Source organism: Streptomyces sp. NPDC051172 (assembly GCF_040682555.1).
In the GTDB taxonomy this organism is placed as follows: Bacteria; Actinomycetota; Actinomycetes; order Streptomycetales; family Streptomycetaceae; genus Streptomyces.
The window spans coordinates 1-20859 of the sequence record NZ_JBFBBE010000148.1 but is presented as its reverse complement, the minus strand read 5'-3'; the positions used below and the strand labels follow the sequence as shown (position 1 = coordinate 20859).

Below are 20859 nucleotides of genomic sequence, written 5' to 3'. Positions count from 1 at the left end.
GGCATTTGATCTAGGCGTATTGCCCTGTATGCCCTAGTAGGTTCCTCGCCAGGTTGGTGTGGTCTCGTCCGTTATGCGCTTGGCGAGGTTGTCGATCGAGGCGATGTGGATCATGGCTTCGGAGCTGGTGCTGAGGGTCTCGTAGTCGCGGGCGAGACGTCGGTGCAGCATCCCCCCCAGACTTCGCTCGACAACCCAGCGCCTTTTGACCACGTGAAATCCGCGAACTCCCGGGTTTCTGTTGACGACTTCGACGTCGATTCCGAGCTGGGCCCCGTGCTCGACGACGGCGTTCTTGAAGCCGGTGTCGACCCAGCTTTTGGTGATGGTCGGGTAGGTCTGCTTGGCCTGGTCGAGGAGGCGTATTCCGACGGCGTTCTCAGAGAGGCTTGCGGCGGTGACGGTCACGGCGAGGATCAGGCCGATCGTGTCGGTCAGGATGCCCCGCTTCCTGCCGACGATCTTCTTGGCCGCGTCCGTTCCCTGGCTGGTCAGAGGCACGTTGGTGGAGGTCTTCACGCTCTGGGTGTCGAGGACGGAGGCGGTGGGCTCGGGTTTGCGTCCCTCTTTTACGCGGGCGAGGCCGGTGAGGTCATAGTTGAGCTGGGCGAAGATTCCTTCGTCGCGCCAGGCGGCGTAGTAGAAGTAGGCAGTGCCGTGGCCCGGGAAGTCGTGCGGGAGGTATTTCCAGGGGATTCCGGTGCGGTTGGCGTAGAGAATCGCGTCGAACACATCACGGAGGTCGACTTTGGGTGGCTGGCCGGTGGGCCGGCGGTCGAGCCGGGCCTTTCTCCAGGCCGTCAACGTCGGCTCGATCAGGGCCCATCGGGCGTCGGACAGGTCACTGGGGTACGGCTTCCGCTGGCTCACGCCGTAGCGTGATCATGGACGCGTCGGACGGTGCTGTTCCGCTACTACTGGGCGTTTCTGCCCCATCTTCGAATTAGACGGACTTCGTGCGCGAGGAGCGGAGCAAACGGGCGGCCTCGTCAGCGACTCGACGGACGCAGGGACTCGCGTATGGGGCAAACACCTCAAGCCTGAAAGTCGCGAGACGCGCTTATCGGAGTGAACCATCTCTTAACGCCCACTAAATCGACAGATGCGGAACGAGCCGCCAACGTCCGTGCCCTCTACGGTCTCGAGGGGCGCGTCGCAGCGTGCTGTCCGAAGCCGGCTTCGGGAACAACGCACGCCACTGGTAATGCAGTTGCTCGGCCCCCAGAACGTTTGTCGCGCCGAGAGCGATCGCGCAGGCCAGCTGGACCAGCGCCACGCCCCGGTCCCGCCACCCCGGTCCGGTACCCCGCGGAAGTGCGGCGGCCAGGGCACGGGTCAGCCCCACACGATCGGCGGCCACCGCGGAGGCGGCGATCAGGAGCACCGCCACGAACGGGTGACGCACGCCTCGGCGGCGATGCGGATCGGGCAGCGGCCGGAACCGCTCCACCAGCGGAAATCCGGTCACGCCGTCCAGAGCGGGCGGCTTGATCAGGCAGATGGTGGCAGACTGGCGGCACATCGAAGCAGTGATGATGGTGCCGTGGTCCTCCGCCGGGTCTGACCCGCATCGAAGCATCTCCGGTGGTACGAGGCGACTTGAAGGTCACCCCGTTCAACCGGAGCTTCGCTGTGTCCCTGACGGCCTGACCCGAACCCGCCTCACACCGCCGTGACCAGAGGCACGTCCTGGTCGTCCGCCTCCCCCGGCACGCTGACGGCACGGTCACCAGTGCGCGAAAGTTGTCGTCAACTGCGCTAATTGACACACCCCTTTCGAGGAATTGAACCGAGCCTCGGCCGTCCGCGTTACACCTGCGTCAGCTTGCAAACGGCAAACGACGAACTCGGAAGAGGCATGTGATGGGCAGTGACTATGTGGCCAATATCAGCGGTAAGGCGATGATCTGGGCTTCCGTGACGGCGATGGTCGGCGCGGCGGCCATCGGCGGCGGCGCGATGCTGAACGTCGGTTCCGCGGAGCCGGCCGCGCTGGGTGCGGCGTTCTCCAGGACCTCCGAGTGGGGGACGGGCTACACAGCGCGGTATGTCGTCACCAACAACACCAAGGAGACGAAGCGGGACTGGTCCCTGGAGTTCGACGTGCCCCAAGGCGCCCAGATCACCGCCGTAGGCGACACCTCGTGGCCGATGAACGGGCAGCGCCCCGAGGTGAAGCCTCCTCAGTGGGGCGGGCATGGGCCCGCGGCGGGCGAGGGGAACGCCGCGTGGACCATGAACGGGCAGCGCCCCGCGGTGAAGCCTCCTCAGGGGGGAGGGCAGGGGCCGGCGGCGGGCGAGGGGAACGCCTCGTGGACCATGAACGGGCAGCGCCTCACCGTGAAGCCTGGGCAGGGGGACGCGGATGGGCTCGCGGCGGGGGAGTCGACGACCGTCGGCTTCGTGGTGCAAGGGACCACCGCTGATCCCACGAACTGTTCGATCGACGGGTCGCCGTGCTCGAGCGAAGGCGGAGGACAGCCCGTGCCGACGGGCAGCGCGCCAACGTCCCAGCCGCCTGCAACGACCACAGCGTCTCCGAGCGTCCAGCCGCCTGCAACAACCACAGCGCCTCCGACCATCCAGCCGCCTGCAACAACCACGGCGCCCCCGGCCAGCCAGACCCCCGAGCCGACCGGTTCCGCACCCACGGCCCCGGCGGACACCGTTGCGCAGGTGGTCGCGCTGGTGAACAAGGAGCGGGCGGCCGCCGGCTGCGGTCCGCTCACGGAGGACGCGCAACTGGAGAAGGCCGCGCAGGGCCACTCCGACGACATGGCAGCCCGTAACTTCTACGACCACACCAACCCGGACGGCGTCGACCCCTGGCAGCGCATTCACGCCGCGGGCTACCCCGGGGGCACGCTTGGGGAGAACATCGCCAAGGGGAATCCAACCCCGCAGGACGTGATGGACGCCTGGATGAACAGCCCCGAACACCGTGCCAACATCCTCAACTGTTCGTTCGAGGACATCGGCGTGGGTGTCAACACGGGTCCGGGCGGCCCGTGGTGGACGCAGGACTTCGGCGTCAAGTAATCTCCGACTCGTCGCGCCACCAGCTCGGATCACCTCGTCACTGGATCGTCCAGGTCTGGTTGGTCCAGTGCCGTCCGCCGGTCGATGTCGGCGCCCGCGATGGTCGATCCTCCGGCGACCTCGACGGCCTGCTTGCTCTCGAAGTCGCGGATCACCCAGCCGCCGTTGAGCGGTTCGAAGTACCAGAGCTGGTTGTTGTCACCGTTCCGGGTCCGCTGCTGCAGCGTCGTGCCCTGGAGTGGGATCCGTTGCCGAGGGGACTTCCAGGGTGGCGAGGGTGCCGGCGCCCTCGCCACTCACCCAGCGGATCTCGCCGACTACCGAGCACATCCCGCATAGCAGAACATCGGCTACCAGGCCGAGCAGCATCGGCCCGGGGGTGGGGCGCGCAGCGCGTCGATCGGCGACGGAACGGACCGCGTTCTTGACCTGCCGTCCCTGCGAGCAGCATCACCCCGACCATAGACGTGGATTCCGGTGCACGCCCGACGCGACTATGAAACGCGAGCCCCTCCAGAACCGAAAGAGCTGGTCAAGCGAGTGCGAAGCGCGCGTTGAACTCTTGCGTTGGCTGCACCGCTACAACACGTCCGCCGCCACAGCCGCCTGGGACACCGCAGCCCCATCACCTACGAACACGCGCGACCGAACATCAACTACGCTGAGGCAAGCCACATTACCCCGTGTCCGACTTCCGGGGTCAGGCCCCCTCGCCGCACACGAACACCTCTCGCCGGTTTCCGCCTTCCAGCCCGACCTGACCCAGAGGTGTCGGCCCCTCCATGATCAGGCGTCGATATCCGAGGCGAACCGATCACGTTGGCCATCCGTAGCTGTAGGCGAGGCCGTTTTCGACTGCCGGGCCGAGGACCGCAAGCCCTGTGGCGACCTGGTGAACCCTCAAGAGCGCGGGAGAACCGGTGGACCGGAGGGACGATGGCCCGTCCATCGGCCTGCGTCCTGGAAGGACGTGCCGTCAAGGAAGGAGCAGTTCATGTCCCGTTGGGAGACCCTCGTCACGCGTCTGTCGCCGCCGGGCAGGGGCGAACAGCCCGGTACCACGCCGGAGGAATTCGACAGCCCCGTCCTTGTCGACGAGTACGACGGGCTGACGCTGCTGCGCCCCACCGAGCAGGCCGTACCCGGCCCGAGCGAGGTGGCGGAACTCGCCCGAACCCTGGGCGCCGAGGCGGGGCAGACCGTTGCCACCATTGTGGTCGGAGTGGACGGCCCTGTGCCCCCCGCGCTGTGGACACGGCTCGGGGATGTCCTCGACTCGCTGCGGGACAACGGTACGACCACGGTCCGCCTGGTGGTGTCCGGAGCAGGGAGCGGCGACGCGGACAGGCCTGCGCTGGCCCAGCGGATCGCCGACGCCTGGGGAATGGGTGTGATCGCCCCCGAGGGCACCGCTGTGCTCGTCCCCGGAGGTTCCCTGTTCGTCCCGGACGCCCCCGAGCCGTCCGGCGGCTGGCGGCTCTTCCAGCCCGGTACGGAGTCGACACCTCTGGGAGCGCGGCATCCTGCTCCCGGCTGGCAGGCGGCAATCGCGGCGCTGCCCGACCGTACCGCCGGAGGAACCGAGGTCCGGCCCATACCCGCCGGTGTCCTGCTCCAGCCTTCGGGGACCCGGCCACCCGTGCCCGGCGCTCTGTGCTATGCGGTACCCGTCGACGTCGGTCGCCCGACCGTCCTGGTCGGCGTCCCCGGCGCCGGGGCCCTGATCCCCGCCGACGACCTTGCCGCCGTGCTTGCCGCGCTGCCGCCGTCGGTGCGCGCCCAGGTCCGCCTCGCGCCCGGCGCCGAAGACGATCTGCTGCCGACCGCCCAGCAGGTCGCCGACGCGTTGGACATCGAGCTGGAGGTACTGACCGGTCCGCCCCTAGCCGCCCTTTCGACGGCGCAGTCAGGGGAGGCGGCGGCTCCTGGGCCGGTTCTCGTCGACGGCACAGGCCGTCCCACGTGGCGGCCCTACGTCGAAGCCGTGGCCTGCCGCCCTGCCGCGTTCGGTGACGAGGCCGACGGCGTCGGTCCCAGGCTGGTCCGCTGGCGTACCCCGGTGCCGGACGGCGAACCGCAGGAGGCCGGCGTGGTCCGCGTGTCGGAGCGGTGGCAGGTCGCCGTGAGCCGGTCGGGGCTCGCGCTGGGAACCGTGGGACAACGGCTGCCGCTCGCCGAACGCCCCGTGCACGCGGATCAACTCGCCGTCGAGATCGGCCCGTCGGATCAGCGCCTCGATGAGTCCTGCTGGTCCGCGCTGTCGCATGTACTCGACCACCTCGACGCGGAGGCACGCAAGCACGTCGTCATCCACGCGCCCGGCCGCTCGGCGGAAGAGTGCCGCGTGCTGCGCAGGCTGGCCGTGCAGCACGAGGTCCGGATGCTGTGGCCGCAGACCGCCGGCGCCGACCCGGACGCGCTGCCCGAACCGGCGACCGAGCAGTCGTCCGGGACTCCCGGCCCGGAGCCCACCGCGGCGGACGGCTTCTCCCTCTACCGAGATCGGATCGGACATATCGTACAGGCCGCCAACGCGAGCCGGTACGAGGACGCCACGGCCCTCGCCACTTCACTGGAACGCGAGGCCTTGGTCGCCCACGGTCAGGAACACCCCTCGTTGCTGCAGATCCGCCAGATCAGGGCGCATGTGATGCGGCTCGGAGGGCACAGCGCCCTCGCGGCGGACCTCTACCGGCGCGTGGCGGTCCGCCTGCTGGAGACCGCGGGCCCGGACAGCGTCGACGCCGAGCAGGCCGCCGCCAACGCGGACGCCTGCTGGCGCGACATCGGCGACACCGCGCTCGCGCTGCGCATCGCGCCGTCGATCATCGCGTTGCGGGAGAAGGTGCCGGGACCGGACGGCCGCCTGCTCAAGGCCGCGGAACACTATCGCGCCCAACTCGGCGCCACTCAGGCCCTGCCGACTGCGCCTGGTACTCCGTCCGCCGCGCCGGCCCCGCTGGCGTCACCCGTGACCGCCTCACAAGAGGTACGGCACCCTGACGCACCGCGCGAACTCGTCACCGCGGCGCCCGCCCGGCCGTTGAAGACCACTGGTGTCCTCTCCGTGGACGAGTCGGCCGTCGGCCGTCCCTCCGAGTCGTCAGCCCCTACGTCGCGCTCGGCCGTGGCAGAGGGTTCCCGGTGAGGACGCGGCCCGTCGTCCTCGCCCTCACCGCACCCTGATGTCGAACCCGAAAGCGAGCGGCGATGACCCAGACAAGCACCTCGGCTGCCCACGCGGGTGACGGGTCGATACGGATCGAGGAGTACGGCGACCTGGTGGTGCTCCGCTCTGCGCAGGCCCCCGCCCCCGTGGGCGGCCTTGACGAGCTTGTCCATGCGCTCAGGTCAGCGGGCGACCGGACGGTCACACTACTCTCCGATCCGAATGCGACCGAGGAGCCTGACTTCTGGCCCCGCGTGGGCCAACTCCTCGACTCGTTGCGCGCGTCCGGCCATACCACCGTGCGTCTGGCCCTGACGGGCGCGGGTGAGGAGTGGGCGGGCCGACCGGCGCCGGCCCGGCGGATCGCCGACAACTGGGCCATCAACGTGGAGGCACCTGCCGGCCCGCTCCTGGTGGCGGCCGGAGGCTCGCTGTACGCCCCGGTCGGCCCCGACGGACGAGGCGGATGGCTGGGCTTCGCGCCCGGCGCGACGCCGGTGCCACTCGGCGCACGCTGCCCCGCGCCCGTATGGCAGAGCGCGCTGGACGCGGTTCCCGGTGAGGCAGCGGACGGGTACGTGATCGAACACATCCCCGCCGGTGTGTCGGTGCGACCCGGGTGGCAAGCCGAAGCTGCGTCCGCAACCGACACGACTGCGTATCACACCATCGCGGTGGACCCGACCTGTCTCACCGTGGTGGGGGACGGCCCGCCGGGGGACAGGGCGCTCTGGCCGGCGCTGGAACTGCTTCTGGACTCGCTGCCGCATCAGGTGCGAGCGAGTACTGCCCTGCTGCTGCCCGAAACAGCCCTGACACCGGACGGAGTTCACGCCCCCGGCGCCTTGCAGAACCGCTACGGTGTGCACACCGTCCGGGCCCTTCCCGCCCCGCATGAAAGGCGGGGTGGATCCGTCGAGGCGAGGCCCAGGAAGGACGTCGTTCCGGCTGGTCGTCCCGCACGCGCCACGGTCCCCTCGCCGCCGCCGCGCACAACGGCGGATCCCCTCGCGACTCCCGACCTGACGGGTGCGTGGGAGCACCTCGGCCGGGGACGGGAGACGGTCGGCGCCACCCTGGAATCGCCGGCACCCGATCTGCCTCCGGGCTCGGATCTCGACGTAGCCTGGGAGTACCTGAGCCGACACCCCGAAACGGAGGCCGCGTCCCCCGACGCGCAGGCTCCCCGGTCCGGCACGACCCGCCCGGACAGCGCGCAACGGGTGCGGCCGGTGTCCGTCCGGCCCTCGCTCCGTCCCGGTTACCGAAGCGGCCCGGCGGAGCACGCGGCCCTGCGACTGCTCGCGGGACCGGCCTGGGAACGCCACGCGCCCGTGGTCGCCCGCGCCCTCGGCCGTCTGCCGGCTCTGGCGGACGAGGAACGGCAGGCAGCGGAGGCGGAACTGACGGCGCTTCGGCTCTATCTGGACGAGCCCGACGGGCTTCTCGACCACCGCGCGCTGGCCGCGGCCTGCTACGGACGCGACGATCGGCTCATGCCGTTCGCGGCCTGCCTGGTGTCGGCGTTGCGCCGGCTGCCGACGCACCGTGGAGCGGTCCTGCGCGGTGCGGGCTCGGCGCTTCCGGCGGAGGTGGACCCGGAGACCGATCCGCTTCGGCCCGGCACCGTCCTGAGGGACCGCGCCCCGCTGAGCGGCGTTCCCGCCGCCGGAAAAGCGGGCTGGCCGCGTGGCCCGCGCTATGCCATCTGGTCGGTGACCGGGCGTCTGGCGCGCAGGCTCTTCGACGACCCCGCCGAGGAAGTGGTATTCGCCCCCGGCACGCCCTTCGTGGTCCTCGACGTACGGCGCACCGGTTCGTCCCCGGTCGTCCTGCTGCGTGAACTGCCCGCATCCGGCGGGGCACCCGCGCACGACATGGTCAAGGGCACGCAGGCCGAACTGGGCGAGGCCTACCGGGCCGCGCTCGCCGGGCTGGACGAGGCGCTCCGAGGCCGCAACAGCCCCAGGGGCTCCGGGGGTTGGCCGGAGCGGTGTGTGGGCCCAGTGGGCGAGGGGCCCTGACCGACTGTTCCTGATCGGGGAGCAGGAGTGAGTCCTGGTCCCTGTCGTCCGCCGTGTCATCAGATCAGCGCGCCAGTAGGGCCGGGCCCCGCAACGCGGGGCCGTGTTGCCGGCCCGTCCAGGCAGCCGCGGCGGACTCCATGCACAGCCTGCCGCTCCCACGATCCGGCCATCACCTCCTTGCCGCACACACCCAGCACCGACGACAGCCGCTGCCCTGACCGGAAGGCTCCCCACGAGCGTGCCGACAATCCTTGAGGACCTGCGACGCGCTGTTCTCGCGTCCCAACAGCCGACCCCCTACACCCTCTTCAGTGTCGAGGCCGCGCTGCACGCGTACCGGCAGCTCACCGACTGCCTGCCCGCCGAAGTGTGGTTCGCCGTGAAAGCAGCGCCGCTTCCGGCGCTGCTGTCCGCTCTGGCGCACTGTGGCAGCGGCGCGGACGCCGCCTCACCGGCAGAAGTCGAAATGAGCCTGATGGCGGGAGTCCCCGCGGACCGCATCTCCTACGGCAATCCTGTCCGCAGCCCGGCGGAGATCGAGCAAGTCGCCGCGCTCGGCGTACGGACCTGGGTGGTCGACACCCCGCTCGAGGTCAAGAGACTGGCGGCCATGGCGCCGGGCGCCCGCATCGTGATCAGACTCGCGCACAGCGGCGAGGGCGCGGACTGGCCCCTGAGTTACCGCTTCGGCTGTACCCCGCACGAGGCCCGCCGCCTCGCGCATGAAGCCGACCGGCGAGGGCTGGAGGTGACCGGACTGTGCTGGCACGTCGGCAGCCAGCAGTGCGATCTCGGTGCGTGGGACGCTCCGCTGGCGGACGCCGCCACACTCTGGGGCGAACTCGAGGACGACGGCATCGCACTCCAACTGCTCAACCTCGGAGGCGGTGTCCCCGTCTCCTGCTACCGCAAGGCAGCACCGCCGGTCGAAGACGTCGCCGGCGCGATCCTCGCCGCCATCGACCGCCACTTCACCGACCGCCCCCGCCTCGTCCTCGAGCCCGGCCGCGCGCTGACAGCGGCGGCGGGCGCAACTCTCGTGCAGGTCAAAGCCATCGCCGATCGGGCCGACGGCCGGCGCTATGTCTTCCTCGACGCGGGTCTGTTCTCCCTCGGACTGATCGAGACAGTCGGCAGCGCGGTGGAATACCGCATCGAGGCTCTCGATCACCCCATCGAAGCCTCCACCCGCCCCAGTGTGATCACCGGCCCCACCTGCGACAGCTTCGACACCCTCCCCACGACCTACCGACTGCCCCGGAACCTACGAGTGGGGGACCGCCTCGTCATCTGGGGCACCGGCGCCTACACCTGGCCCTACGCCGCCCAGAACTTCAACGGCCACCGACCGGCCCCCGTCCTGCTGGCGCCGTGATGACGGACCGCGCCACCACGCGCAGACTCCTCGGATCTCACGCCCTCAGCAGCACCGCCACCACCTTGCCCGCACCACTGCTGGCCACCTCCCTCCACAGCGCGACCCACTCAGCCACCGCGCTGGCGCTGCTCGGCGCCGCCCGCATGGTCCCGTACATCGCGCTCGGCTCCCTGGCCGGACGCCTGGCCGATCGCATGAACCGGCGCCACCTGCTGCAGGCCAGCAGCGTTGTGCGGGCTGTCCTGTTCGCCGCGCTCACCACTGCCGTCACCGTCCATGCCCACGTGGTGCTGCTCATCGTGCCGGCGGTCACCGCGGTCGTGGCGGGGACGCCCGCCTACGCTGCCTGCGGTGCAGCCCTCCCCGACATACTGGAACGCGCGCCTCTTGAACGCGCCACCCGCGCGTTGACGGCCATCGAGGCCGGAGCGTGGGTAGCTGGGCCGGCCCTCGGCGGCCTGCTCCTGGCAGTGGCGCCACCGTCGGCCGGGCCGATGCTGGCCGCGGGACTCGCGGGTGTGGCCGCCCTGCTGCTCGTCGGCCTGCCGCTGCCGTCTCCACAACCCTCGGCGGGGCCACCCGCCCAGTCGGCATGGGCGCTCCTTGCCCGCGTGCCTGACGCCGTCATCTCCGTGGTCGCGGTCAACATCGCCATCGACGCCGTCGCCGCGATCCTGGTCCTCCTCGCTGACAGCGACGAAGAATACGGACTGCTGGCTGCCGGCCTCGGCGCAGGCGCAGCGGTGTGTATCGCCACGGCCCGCTGGCACTTCGGTGTCCACCTCACCACCGTGACCGCTGCCACCGGCACTGCCCTGATCATGGCGGCCACCGCGGACTGGCCCCCCGCACGAGTCGCGCTTCTGCTTACCGCGGGAACAGCAGCCGGCTACGTCGAAGCGTACGCAACCACGCGCGTGCAACACGCCGTCCCGTCCCGCCGGCGCGGTGAGGCCCTCGGCGCCCTGGACCAGCTCATCGTCACAGGAGCCCTGCTCGGCACCATTCTCGGGCCGCTCGCCACGGCATGGCTCACCACGCCCGGGACCGTCGCGGCAGCCGGCTGCCTCGTCCTCGCCGCGAGTCTGCTCTCCCCGGCGCGCCGGCAGCTGCGCCTGACCGAACTGGCCTCCCGCGGCGGACCGCAGCGCTCAGCATCCCCCTCCGACGCCCGACCGGCCCCGGCCGACTCACATGAAGGCGGCGAGCCGCCTCACGTTCTGACCAGCCAGGAGAATCGCTGAGACCACGTTCGGCTTGGGCCCCCGTCTTGGTCGCCGGCCCGTCATCTCCCAAGCCACCGCAGCTGCCTGCACTGCGACTGCGCTCTCGGCTACGACGAACCGCACCACAAGGCCCGGCAACAAGCCGCCGCCGCGCGACCGGCCGCACGCCTGCGCCGCGACAACCCGCCGGTGGGCGAGCCGTCCGCTGCCTCCGGGGGACACCGGAAAGGGGATCTGTCGGACGCCGTCGGCCGCTGCGAGGCTGACTGGGCAGGTATCACGCCACCCGGAGAGGAACAGTCACAGTGACCGACTTCAAGGTGACACCGGAGATGGTGTCGCAGGCCGCGACATCGTGCGACAGCACGGCCGCCGAGCTCCAGACCCAGCTGGCGGACCTCAAGACCTATGTGGTGGGCCTGGAGGCCTCATGGCAGGGCATCGCCCAGAACACCTTCCAGGACCTCATGCAGGAGTACGACATCTACTCCCGCATGCTCCACGACGCACTCACCGACATCGCCAGCGGCCTGCGCGGCAACTACGTCAACTACACCGACGCCGAGCAGCAAAACATCAAGTCGATCAACACCATCCAGGCCGACCTCTCGAGCGCGAAGCTCAGCTGACGCCCGGACGCAAGCTGATCCCCGCCATAGAACCCACACCATCAGGGAGAGATCATGTCAGGAAATGTCGACGGCGCGAATCTCATGGTCAAGCCGGACCTCGCCAGCGCGGGCACGCACATCAACAGCTGCGCCCAGACCATGGCGGACGAATTGGCGGCCCTCGTGAACAAGCTTCAGCCGGTCCTGGGCGGAGGGGACTGGAGCGGTCAGGCACAGCAGTACTTCGACGGCCTGGAGTCGGAGTGGAACTACGCCGCGAACGGCCTCTTCGGCCCGGACGGCGTGCTCGGCCAGATCGCCAACGCCATGCAGGTCAACTGGAACAACTACTCCGAGGCCGAGTACTCCAACACCAGCACCTGGCAGCACTCCTGACCCGTCGCGCAGGCGACGGATGCCCCCCTGATCCTGAGGAATCGTCACTGTGGATGAGCACTGCCGTATCACCGTCGTCGGAGAGCGCCGGAAGGTGGATCTCGCTGTCCCCGCCGGCGCTCCCATCGTGAGCTACGCCGACACCCTGGCGCGTCTGTGCGAGCAGAACGAGGCCGACATCATGCCGGCGGCCTGGACCCTGGGCGCGGCTACCGGGAGTGCCTTCGCCCCGGAGTGGTCCCTCTCGGAGCTGGGCGTCACCGACGGCCAGGTCCTCTACCTGCGGGACGCGGCCGCCGACGAACTGAACGACCCGGTCGTGGAGGATGTCGCCGTGCGGGTGGCCGAGGCCTCCCAGGGTGTGCTCGACCGCCGGTGGGACGCCCGTTCCCGGACGTACACCCTGATGGCCCTCGCCCTCGGCTGGCTCGTCGCCACCTTGTTCGTGCCCGCCGTGGGGGACCGGTCCGGCGCGGGACTCCTCCTGGACCTCTCGCTGGCCGCGGGGCTCGCCCTGCCCGTACTGGCCTGGGTGGCGATGGAGCGGCACTGGTCCGTGCCGGCGGGACTGCGGATGACGTTGGCCCTGTGCGCGGTGCCGGCGCTGGCCCTCGGTGCCTGGTCCGTCGTATCCGCCTACGGGGTCCGGGGACTCGGTGTGGAGGGAGTCATGACCCGGACCGGTCTCGCCCTTGCGGCCGTCGCCGTGGGCGCGCTGCTCGGCGCGTTCCTCGCCTCCGTGGCGGCGCCCGCGGTGACCACCTCCGCGACCCTGTTCACGACGGTGCTCGCGGTGGTGCCCTGTCTCGGCCTCGCCGCGCTGCGGGCCGATGCCGTCCAGGCGGCCTCCGTGATCGCCGCGGTCGCGTTCGCTCTGCTGACCGTGGTGCCGACGGCCGTGACCGCAACCGTGGCTTACACCTGGCGGCGGGTCAGCATGCGGGTGCAGGTGGAGCCGCGTGACGACGAGGTCGCCGACGCGGTACGCGCCGCCACCGTGCTGCTGGTGGTCTGGACCGGAACTCTGTGCCTGGTCCTCGCCGGCGCGCTCGTGGTGATGGCCGCGTCCACGTCGCCGTACGCCAATGTCGCGGCCGCCCTGCTGGGGCTCGCGGTCCTGCTGCGTGCCGGGTCGGCGCGGCTGGTGGCCGAGGTGGTGCCGCAGATGCTGGCCGGCGCTGCCGGGCTGTTCACGCTGCTGGTCACCGGTCCGGAGCGCTTCGGCGTGGCGAGCTGGGCAGGCCCCATGGGGAGCGTGCTCCTCGCGGTCGTGCTCCTGGTCTACGGATTCCGGCGCATGATGCGCCGCCCGGACCTGCCGGCGATGGCACGCCCCCGGTGGCTGGCCGGCTTCGGCTCGGTGCTGGCCGCAGGGAGCGTGGCCCTGGCGGTCGCGACGTTCGGCGCGTTCGGCGCGATGGCCGGCCTCGGGCGGCATATCTGACGGCATGTCACCGCGTGGCGCGGTGGTGCGTGTGGTGGCGAGGCGCGGTGACTGTACAACGGTGCGTCACCGCGCCGCGCCCGTGCGGTCGGTGGGCGGCAGAAAGGGCGCGGCGCGGTGTCAGGCGGCGGGCGAGTAGCCGGAGGCGAGGGCGCCTGCGGGGACGCCGCGCCCGTTGTCGTGGAGCAGGCCCAGTTCGATGGCCTTCCGGGTGAGGTCCGCCTTGTTGCGGACGTTCAGCTTGTTCCTGATCCGCTTGACGTAGGTGTTGACCGTGGCCTCCGTCAGGCCCATGCGCCGCGCGATCTGACCATGCGTCAAGCCGGTGGCCAGCAGCCGCAGCGCCTCCTGCTCCCGGTGTGCGAGCGCCGGGACAGGGGCGCCGGCCGGCCGCCGCAGTTCGTGGTGGAGCCGGGTGGCGAGACCGGACGCCACATACAGGCCGCCCAGCGCCACCGTCTCGGCCGCGCGCAGCAACTCCTGTTCGCCTGCCTGCTTGCTGACGCAGCCGAAGGCCCCCGAACGAAGTGCCTCGGTCACCGGCTGCCAGCCCGCGAAGTCCGCCACGACCAGGACCCGGCCGATCGCGGCGAGCGCGTCGACGGTCGTGGCGAGGGACGGGTCGGGCTGTGCCGGAGCGCCGTAGACGATGACGTCGAGGCGTTGTACGGCCGGCTCCGGCAGGTCCGTGGGGTCCGCTGCCAGTGCGACCACCCGCAGCAGGGAGCTGCCGGAGAGCAGGTTCTCCAGGCCCAAGCGCACGAGGCTGTGCTGCTCGACGACGGCGATCTGAGGAATATGGGGGGACATGGGGCGCTCCTGCCATTCTCAGGTTCAGTGAGTTCCTGAGGACGAACGTAGCCTCCGTGTCAGGTGCTTTCCGCGCGTCGGCCCGGGTGAATGAAATCACGTGAACCTGCCCGTGATCGTGTCCGTAACCCAATGTAGGTGCCCGATGGCCGAGTTGGCCATCCGTGTGTCGCGGGGCTGGTTGTAGTCCCGTCATCCCTTTTCCCGGAATTCTGCGGACCCATAACAATTAGGGGTGCTTTCTCGCATGATTGATGAGGACTGGCGCGAGTTCTCCTCCGCATTCGCCGAATCCGTACGACCGGAGGACCCGCGGGGCCGGACCGGCAGGCGCCTGCTCGTGGTCAGCGTCTCAGCGGTTCTGGCCGTCGCCCTCGGGGCGCTGGTCTACGGCGCGCTCGGCGGCCCGGCCTTCGCACTGCCCAGCGAGGTCAAGTCGATCGCCCCCAGCCCGGACGCCACGCCCTACCAGGCAGGCGGCCAGAGCTCCGGACAGGTCTGGAAGGCCATCGCCGGCCCGGCCTGCGCCGCGAGCAGCGACGGCTCCACCAGCTTCGCCGCATACGGCTACTCCACCGGCACCGAAGCCGACGGGACCGCCGCCTGGACCGACTCGGACAGCGGCGGCTACAACGGCGAGGCGTGCACCGGCGGCTATCTCTCCATGCCGGTCTCCGGCAAGGCCGACGCCTACGACGCCACCCACTACGCGCTGTGGAAGTACAACTTCAGCTCCCACTTCACGGTCGCTTCCTGCCGCGTCTCCAGCTACGTCCCCGCGGGCTCCTCCCGCGCCCAGGTCGGCGGCTCGCCCGCCTACTTCTACTACTACAACGACGACTACGCCCCGGGCGCCACCGCGGACAAGCAGCCCCGGCCGCTCGGCGGCTACCTGGTCGACCAGGTCGGCAAGTCCCACCAGGGCCGGTGGTTCACCTCCCCGGCGTTCACCGTGCGGACCGGCAGGGTCACGGTCAAACTCGTGGACGCCGGGGCCAAAAGCTCCGCCGTGCCCGAGGGCGTGCACGTGGCCGCCGCCCAACTGCGGCTGACCTGCACCTCGACATGACCGCCGGACTGCGTGTCGCCCCGCGCGGCTGGGGCACGTTCAAGACCATCGTCGCCGCGGTCCGCGAGGCCCCGGACGGGGCCGTGATCTCCGTCCAGCCCGGCACCTACACCGAAAGCGTGGTCCTGAGCCGCGACATCACCCTCACCGCCGAGAAGGGCCGCGGCACGGTACGGATCGTCGCCGGCGCCCACGGCCCCGCGCTCACCGTGCAGAGCCCCGGCGGCACGGTGCGGGGCCTGGTCCTGGAAGGACGCGACAAGGAACCGGCCGTCCTGATCACCGCGGGTGCGGTGGAGATCGACGGCTGCGAGATCACCGGCGGCGGCGCCCACGTCACGGGCACCGCCACGCCCGTCATCAAGGACTGCGAACTCCACCACACCGGCGACGTCGGCCTCTACCTCGGCGGCGACAGCCGGGCCGTCGTCGAGAACACCGGCATCAACGACATCGACGCCGTCGGCATCCTGGTGGACCACGGAGCGGCCCCCACCCTCACCCGGGTCTCGGTGACCCGCACCGGCGGCCACGGCATCCGCGTCACCGGCTCGGCCCGCGCCGCCCTCGACCTGTGCGCCGTGACCCACAGCGGGGCGGCGGCCGTGGCCGTGGACGACAGCGCCCGGCCCGTGCTGCGCTCCTGCCGGATCGGGGACAGCGAGGCCGGGGGAGTCGTCATCACCGGCGGCGCCGGGGCCGATGCCGCACCCGACGACGACAGCGCCGGTGAAGCGCCGTCCGCGGGAGGTGAGTTCGGGGTCGCGCTGCGTGGCTGCGAGATCGCCCGAACCCGCCGCGACGGGGTGCACGTGACCGGCCGGGGCGTCGCCTCGCTCATCGACTGCCGGATCAGCGACATCAGCGCGGCCGGCGTCGTGGTCACGGGCGCCGGCCGGCTGCGGCTGCACGACACCACGACCACCGACACCACCGGCTCCGGCCTTGCTGCCGGCGGCGAGGCACAGGTGGAGGTGCGCGGGGGAGCATTCACCCGCTCCGGTGCCAACGGCGTCTACGCGGCCGACACCTCCCGACTCACCCTCGTCGACTGCGCCGTGACCGTCTCCGCCTACACCGGCGTCCACGCCGGGGACGGCAGCCGGGTCACGCTCAGCGACTGCCGGGTCCAGGGCACCCCGGAGCACGGCCTGCGCAGTGTGGAGCAGGCCCTGCTGACCCTGACGGACACGAAGATCGACGACAGCGAGCTCTGCGGCATCGAGGTGGACGGCGGGGATCTGTCCGCCCGCGGCTGCCGGATCACCAAGGCCGCGACCGGTATCGGACTGCGCACCGAACACCGCCCCCTCGTCGACGACTGCTCCATCAGCTCCTGTTCGGGTGTCGGCATCGACATCGGCGCCGACACCTGCGCGCTCGTCGTCGACACCCGCGTCACCGGCACCGGCGCCGCCGGCGTGTTCCTCCGCGAAGGCGCCGGCGCCTGGCTCACCGACTGCTCCATCACCGACACCAAGGGCACCGGTCTCGTCGTCCAGGCGAAGGCAGCCCCACGGGTACGCGGCACGACGGTCACCGGCACCGCGAAGAACGGCCTCTACGTCGCCGACAACGCCGCGGGCCGCTTCGAGAACTGCGACATCAGCTCCACCGGCTTCCCCGCTGTCTACGTGGGCAGCGCGGCGACGCCCGTGCTGCGCGGCTGCCGTATCCACGACACCGACGAGGACCTCAAGCTCGCCGACGGCGCGGAACCCACGATCGAGCACTGCCGCGTCGACGACGTCAAGATCAGCACCATGCCCGACGAAGGACTCACCACCGAGCCGTTCGACGAGCCGGGTACCGGCGGTTCGCTCGCCGTGGCACCGAGCGCCCGGGGCGGCGCTCCCGCGACGCCCGACACCAAGAGCACGGGAACCCGGAAGGCCCGCGCCGAGAGCCTGTCCGAAGTGCTGGCCGAACTCGACGACCTGATCGGCCTGGAAAGCGTCAAACAGGACGTCAGCACCATGGTCAAGGTCATGCAGCTGGTCCGCCAGCGCACCGAGGCCGGACTCGCCGCCCCGCCGCTCAGCCGCCACCTGGTCTTCGCCGGCAACCCCGGCACCGGCAAGACGACGGTGGCACGCCTGTACAGCCGGGTCCTCGCCGCTCTCGGCCTGCTCTCCCGCGGCCACCTGGTGGAGGCCGACCGCGGGTCCCTGGTCGGCGAGTACGTCGGGCATACGGCGCCGAAGACCACGGCCGTCTTCAAACGGGCCCTCGGCGGCGTCCTGTTCATCGACGAGGCGTACGCCCTCACGCCCGCCGGACAGGGCAACGACTACGGCCGCGAGGCCATCGCCACCCTGGTCAAACTCATGGAGGACCACCGCGACGACATCGTCGTCATCGTGGCCGGCTACCCCGACGACATGGAACGCTTCGTCGACATCAACCCGGGCCTGGCCTCCCGTTTCACCCGTACCCTGATGTTCGACGACTACGGCAGCGAGGAGTTGGGGCGCATCGTCCAGTTCCACGCCGCCAAGCACGAGTACGAGCTGCCGCAGGACACCCGCGAGGCCCTGCACAGCTACTTCGGCGCCCTGGTGCGCGACGACCGCTTCGGTAACGGCCGCACTGCCCGCCAGATCTTCCAACGCATGACGGAACGGCACGCCCAGCGGGTCGTCGAACTGGTGGAGCCGACCACGGACGACCTGGTGACCCTGCTCCCGGACGACCTGCCGCCCCTGGCCACCGGCTGAGCCCCGCCGGGCCGCCCGGCCCGGCTACCCGGGTGCACTCCCGACGGGTGCGTGAGCGTGAACGGTGCCGTGCCCAGCGGGCGGCGGCCGACCGGAGGGTCCCGTATCCCGCCGGTCACGCCGTACCTCCTGGTGGCTGGATCGCCGAGGTGCAGGCACGTCGAGGGGATGCGTGGCGAAGAGAGGGCACCGGAGGCGGGCTCGCACGGGTGCACCTTCTGTGGGGCACGCACCAGGGTGGCCTCAAGTTCCCAGGGGGAGTGGGCTGTCGGTGATGCCCCAGACCCAGACGGCGTGTTCGGGTGCGTCCCGGGATCGCTCGGGTGGCCTTGGCGATGTTGTCCGCTCCCAGCAGCCGCAGCCTGCCGATGAGTCTCGCCAGGACGGCAGGGGGCGGGGAGGATGGCGCAGCAGGCACGGGACAACAATGTGATCAACTGGCGTAGACGCCCTGATGATCGCCGGTCTCGTGCCTGTGCTGTTACCGCGTCGACTCCGGCCCCACGCGAACGATCGACGCGATCCCGGAACTTGTAACCGCCCTGGTCACGGACGACAGCACCGTACAGCCGTACCACGGAGGCAGGCACAGATCCCCGAACAGGGACCTGTCGGGTGTCAGGCACGTCGGCCTACATTTCATGGCGGGCGAACCACGGCCGTCCGAGGGCCAGTTGGCGCGCCGAGTACTTCGGTGGCGAATGGGCGAGTAGTTCGTGATTCCTGATGACCGAGTGCTCCCGTGGTTCCCGGTGACTCGGGCGCCCGGAGACCCCTTCGCTCTTACCGGCGCTGTACCTACTTCAGCGCGAGCAACCGCTCGCCACACGGTGCGTCCGCTTCACGCAGGGAAACTCATTCAGCAAAGGTTGTTTGACATGCCGGTTCGTAACGTGGAGCGGAGGCGGCTCGCCAGATACCGGACCGCGCAGGTTCGAGCGGGCGAGGCGTTGATGGCGCAGCTCGACCCCCTCGGGCGCAACGCGGAAGGAATCGGTGTCGGCGGATACTACAAGGCCCCGACCGCGTTGGCGCTGGCCGGCAAGCCGGCAGCCGCGCAGGCGATGCTCGACTATGTGGACCGCACCTTCGCCGATTCGCGAGGCCACTTCTTCCGCATTCGGGGTGACCAGGACCAGGCAGCGGGGCGCGAATGCGACCTGTATGAGGATCTCTGGTTGGCGTGGGGCGCGTTGGAGGCCGGACGCGAGGGGATGGGCCTGCGCACCCTGTCGCTTGCAGACGCGTTCGTGGACTGGTCGGACGGCGGGGTCGCCTCCTGCACCGGCGGGGCCGGTGACGGGTCCAAGGACCTGCGATCCACCGCGATCTCAGGGTTCGTGTCCCTGAGGTACGGCCGGACCCGCAACTCCCTCGCCAACGCCAAGTTTCTGGTCAAGCACCTGGAACTGCAGGACAACCCCGAGAAGCAGTTCTTCCTGGTTCGCACAGCGTCGGGAGACCTGTCCACCGACTATCCGGCCGACCGTGAGCGCTACTTCGTGCTCAAACCGGACCAAGAACGTCCCCTCTACTACGCGTTGGGCCTGCCCATCGCGTTCCTGGCCTCGCTGTACACCGAGACCTCCGACACCGCCTACCTGAAGGCGGCCGAGGGGTACGCCGAGGTGTATCTGTCGCTGGGCGAACCAGCCATCCTGCACGACTACAGCGGCAAGCTCGCCCTGGGCCTGGCGCTGCTGTACGAACAGACCGATTCGCGCCGCTACCTGGACGCGTTGTTCACGGTCCTGGACTACCTGTGCGACTTCCAGGACGAGACCGGGCTATGGACGGCGCCGCCCTCGCTGTCCGGCTCGGGAAGCTGGAACCGGGAGACCCAGCTCGACCGCACAGCCGAGTACTGCACGTGGCTCGCACTCATCACCCAGAGGCTCAAGGGGAAGTTCCTGTGAAAGCCGTAGTCTTCGACATCGACCGAACCCTGCTCGACTCCGACCCGCTGTGGCGTGAATCGCTGCAGGAATGTGCCCGAGCACAGGGACATGTTCCCACCGACGACGACATCGAACGCTGGCACTGCATCGACGGCGACAGCGTCGACGTGGCGCAGAAGCTGGGCTTTGACGAGAGCGGGGAAGACCGGGTGCGCCAGTGGTGCGTCAACTACGCAGCCAGGCACGCGGCCACGATGACGCCCCTACCGGGGGCTGCGGAGATGGTCCAGCGGCTGGCCAAGGAGGTCCCGGTCGCCGCCGCCACCGCGTCCGATCGCGACTACGTCGATGCGGCCGCGCGCGCGTTCCCCGACATATTTGATCACTTCGCCGCAGTAATCACCAGACAAGACGTGCGGCAGCAGAAACCCGATCCAGAGGCCTATCTCAAAGCCGCCGCCGCGCTCGGCATAGCACCTTGCGACGTGATAGCCGTCGAAGATTCCGGCTCGGGCATCAAATCGGCCCATGCCGCCGGGATGCAGGTTGTCGCCATCCCCTACGCCCGCTATCCCATCGCACCGGACGTCCTCGCCCTGGCCGACCTCGTCCAGCCGGACGCGTACAAGGCGGTCCCCTACCTCCTCACCATGCTCAAGGACCAGTGATGGCCCGAGCCGAGACGAGGGGCGACGACCAGATGTACGGGAAGGCATGCTTGGTCACCGGCGCGGCCAACGGCATCGGCGCGGCCACAGCCAGGCTGCTGGCCAGGGGTGGTGGCCGCGTGGTCGCCGCCGACCGGGACGAGGAGGGGCTGCTGGCACTCCGTGACGAGCTGGCGAAAGACGGCCACACGATCGAGATTGCCGTCGGCGACACCGCCGACCCGGCCGACAACGAGCGCATGATCCACACAGCGGTCGGCCGATACGGCCGTCTGGATGTCGCAGTCGCCAACGCCGGGGTCATCCCGCTGGCCAACGTCGCTTCCTTGATCGTTTCAGGATGACTGCGGTCGTGGTGTGAGTGGGTGGAGCTGGAGGGTGTAGGTGACGCGTTCGGTGGCGGGTTG

17 protein-coding genes are annotated in these 20859 nt (G+C 70.3%); 13 read left to right on the top strand and 4 right to left on the bottom strand.

All coding sequences use genetic code 11. The annotated features are described in order from the left end of the window. Positions 1–33: 33 nt before the first annotated feature. Entirely contained in the window at positions 34–870 is an 837-nt protein-coding gene (locus AB0N07_RS44490) for an IS5 family transposase (RefSeq protein ID WP_365845542.1), read from the bottom strand. A gap of 220 nt (positions 871–1090) precedes the next feature. Next, a complete protein-coding gene (locus AB0N07_RS44485) occupies positions 1091–1522 on the bottom strand; it encodes a hypothetical protein (RefSeq protein ID WP_365845540.1) in 432 nt (143 codons plus the stop codon). Between the two features lie 341 nt (positions 1523–1863). On the opposite strand from AB0N07_RS44485, the gene AB0N07_RS44480 reads away from it, so the two are divergent. Next, positions 1864–3039, top strand: coding sequence for a CAP domain-containing protein (locus AB0N07_RS44480; RefSeq protein ID WP_365845538.1), 1176 nt, complete (start codon positions 1864–1866; stop codon positions 3037–3039). 29 nt (positions 3040–3068) lie between these two features. Here the strand turns inward: AB0N07_RS44480 and AB0N07_RS44475 are convergent, their stop codons facing one another. Further along, the gene (locus AB0N07_RS44475; RefSeq protein WP_365845536.1) at positions 3069–3335 is read right to left on the bottom strand and encodes an RICIN domain-containing protein; all 267 of its coding nucleotides are present in this window, start codon (positions 3333–3335) and stop codon (positions 3069–3071) included. A 698-nt stretch (positions 3336–4033) separates the two neighbouring features. On the opposite strand from AB0N07_RS44475, the gene AB0N07_RS44470 reads away from it, so the two are divergent. From AB0N07_RS44470 to AB0N07_RS44440, 7 genes are all read left to right on the top strand, one after another. Then, the gene (locus AB0N07_RS44470; RefSeq protein WP_365845534.1) at positions 4034–6187 is read left to right on the top strand and encodes a hypothetical protein; all 2154 of its coding nucleotides are present in this window, start codon (positions 4034–4036) and stop codon (positions 6185–6187) included. Between the two features lie 62 nt (positions 6188–6249). Beyond that, entirely contained in the window at positions 6250–8232 is a 1983-nt protein-coding gene (locus AB0N07_RS44465) for a hypothetical protein (protein ID WP_365845532.1), read from the top strand. A gap of 241 nt (positions 8233–8473) precedes the next feature. After that, a complete protein-coding gene (locus tag AB0N07_RS44460; protein WP_365845530.1) occupies positions 8474–9610 on the top strand; it encodes an alanine racemase in 1137 nt (378 codons plus the stop codon). Continuing rightward, positions 9610–10857: an MFS transporter gene (locus AB0N07_RS44455; protein WP_365845528.1), complete on the top strand. Its 1248-nt coding sequence runs from the start codon at positions 9610–9612 to the stop codon at positions 10855–10857. The genes AB0N07_RS44460 and AB0N07_RS44455 overlap by 1 nt, the downstream gene beginning before the upstream one ends. Before the next feature lie 287 nt (positions 10858–11144). Next, complete coding sequence (locus AB0N07_RS44450; protein ID WP_365845526.1) at positions 11145–11468, top strand: WXG100 family type VII secretion target; 324 nt, start codon at positions 11145–11147, stop codon at positions 11466–11468. Positions 11469–11522: 54 nt separating this feature from the next. Next, positions 11523–11846: a WXG100 family type VII secretion target gene (locus AB0N07_RS44445; protein ID WP_365845524.1), complete on the top strand. Its 324-nt coding sequence runs from the start codon at positions 11523–11525 to the stop codon at positions 11844–11846. A 49-nt stretch (positions 11847–11895) separates the two neighbouring features. Then, on the top strand, positions 11896–13290 hold the full coding sequence (locus tag AB0N07_RS44440; protein WP_365845522.1) for an EsaB/YukD family protein: 1395 nt from the start codon (positions 11896–11898) through the stop codon (positions 13288–13290). A 120-nt stretch (positions 13291–13410) separates the two neighbouring features. Here AB0N07_RS44440 and AB0N07_RS44435 read toward each other — a convergent pair whose 3' ends face one another. Further along, positions 13411–14100, bottom strand: coding sequence for a response regulator transcription factor (locus tag AB0N07_RS44435; protein WP_365845520.1), 690 nt, complete (start codon positions 14098–14100; stop codon positions 13411–13413). 247 nt (positions 14101–14347) lie between these two features. On the opposite strand from AB0N07_RS44435, the gene AB0N07_RS44430 reads away from it, so the two are divergent. From AB0N07_RS44430 to AB0N07_RS44410, 5 genes are all read left to right on the top strand, one after another. After that, positions 14348–15169, top strand: a complete 822-nt coding sequence (locus AB0N07_RS44430; RefSeq protein WP_365845518.1) for a hypothetical protein — start codon at positions 14348–14350, stop codon at positions 15167–15169. Next, complete coding sequence (locus tag AB0N07_RS44425) at positions 15166–17886, top strand: right-handed parallel beta-helix repeat-containing protein (RefSeq protein ID WP_365845516.1); 2721 nt, start codon at positions 15166–15168, stop codon at positions 17884–17886. Before AB0N07_RS44430 ends, AB0N07_RS44425 begins: the two co-directional genes overlap by 4 nt. Positions 17887–18764: 878 nt before the next feature. After that, a complete protein-coding gene (locus tag AB0N07_RS44420; RefSeq protein ID WP_365845514.1) occupies positions 18765–19802 on the top strand; it encodes a hypothetical protein in 1038 nt (345 codons plus the stop codon). After that, positions 19799–20452, top strand: a complete 654-nt coding sequence (locus AB0N07_RS44415) for an HAD family phosphatase (RefSeq protein WP_365845512.1) — start codon at positions 19799–19801, stop codon at positions 20450–20452. The genes AB0N07_RS44420 and AB0N07_RS44415 overlap by 4 nt, the downstream gene beginning before the upstream one ends. Continuing rightward, on the top strand, positions 20452–20796 hold the full coding sequence (locus AB0N07_RS44410; RefSeq protein ID WP_365845510.1) for an SDR family NAD(P)-dependent oxidoreductase: 345 nt from the start codon (positions 20452–20454) through the stop codon (positions 20794–20796). Before AB0N07_RS44415 ends, AB0N07_RS44410 begins: the two co-directional genes overlap by 1 nt. The last annotated feature ends 63 nt before the right edge of the window (positions 20797–20859 follow it).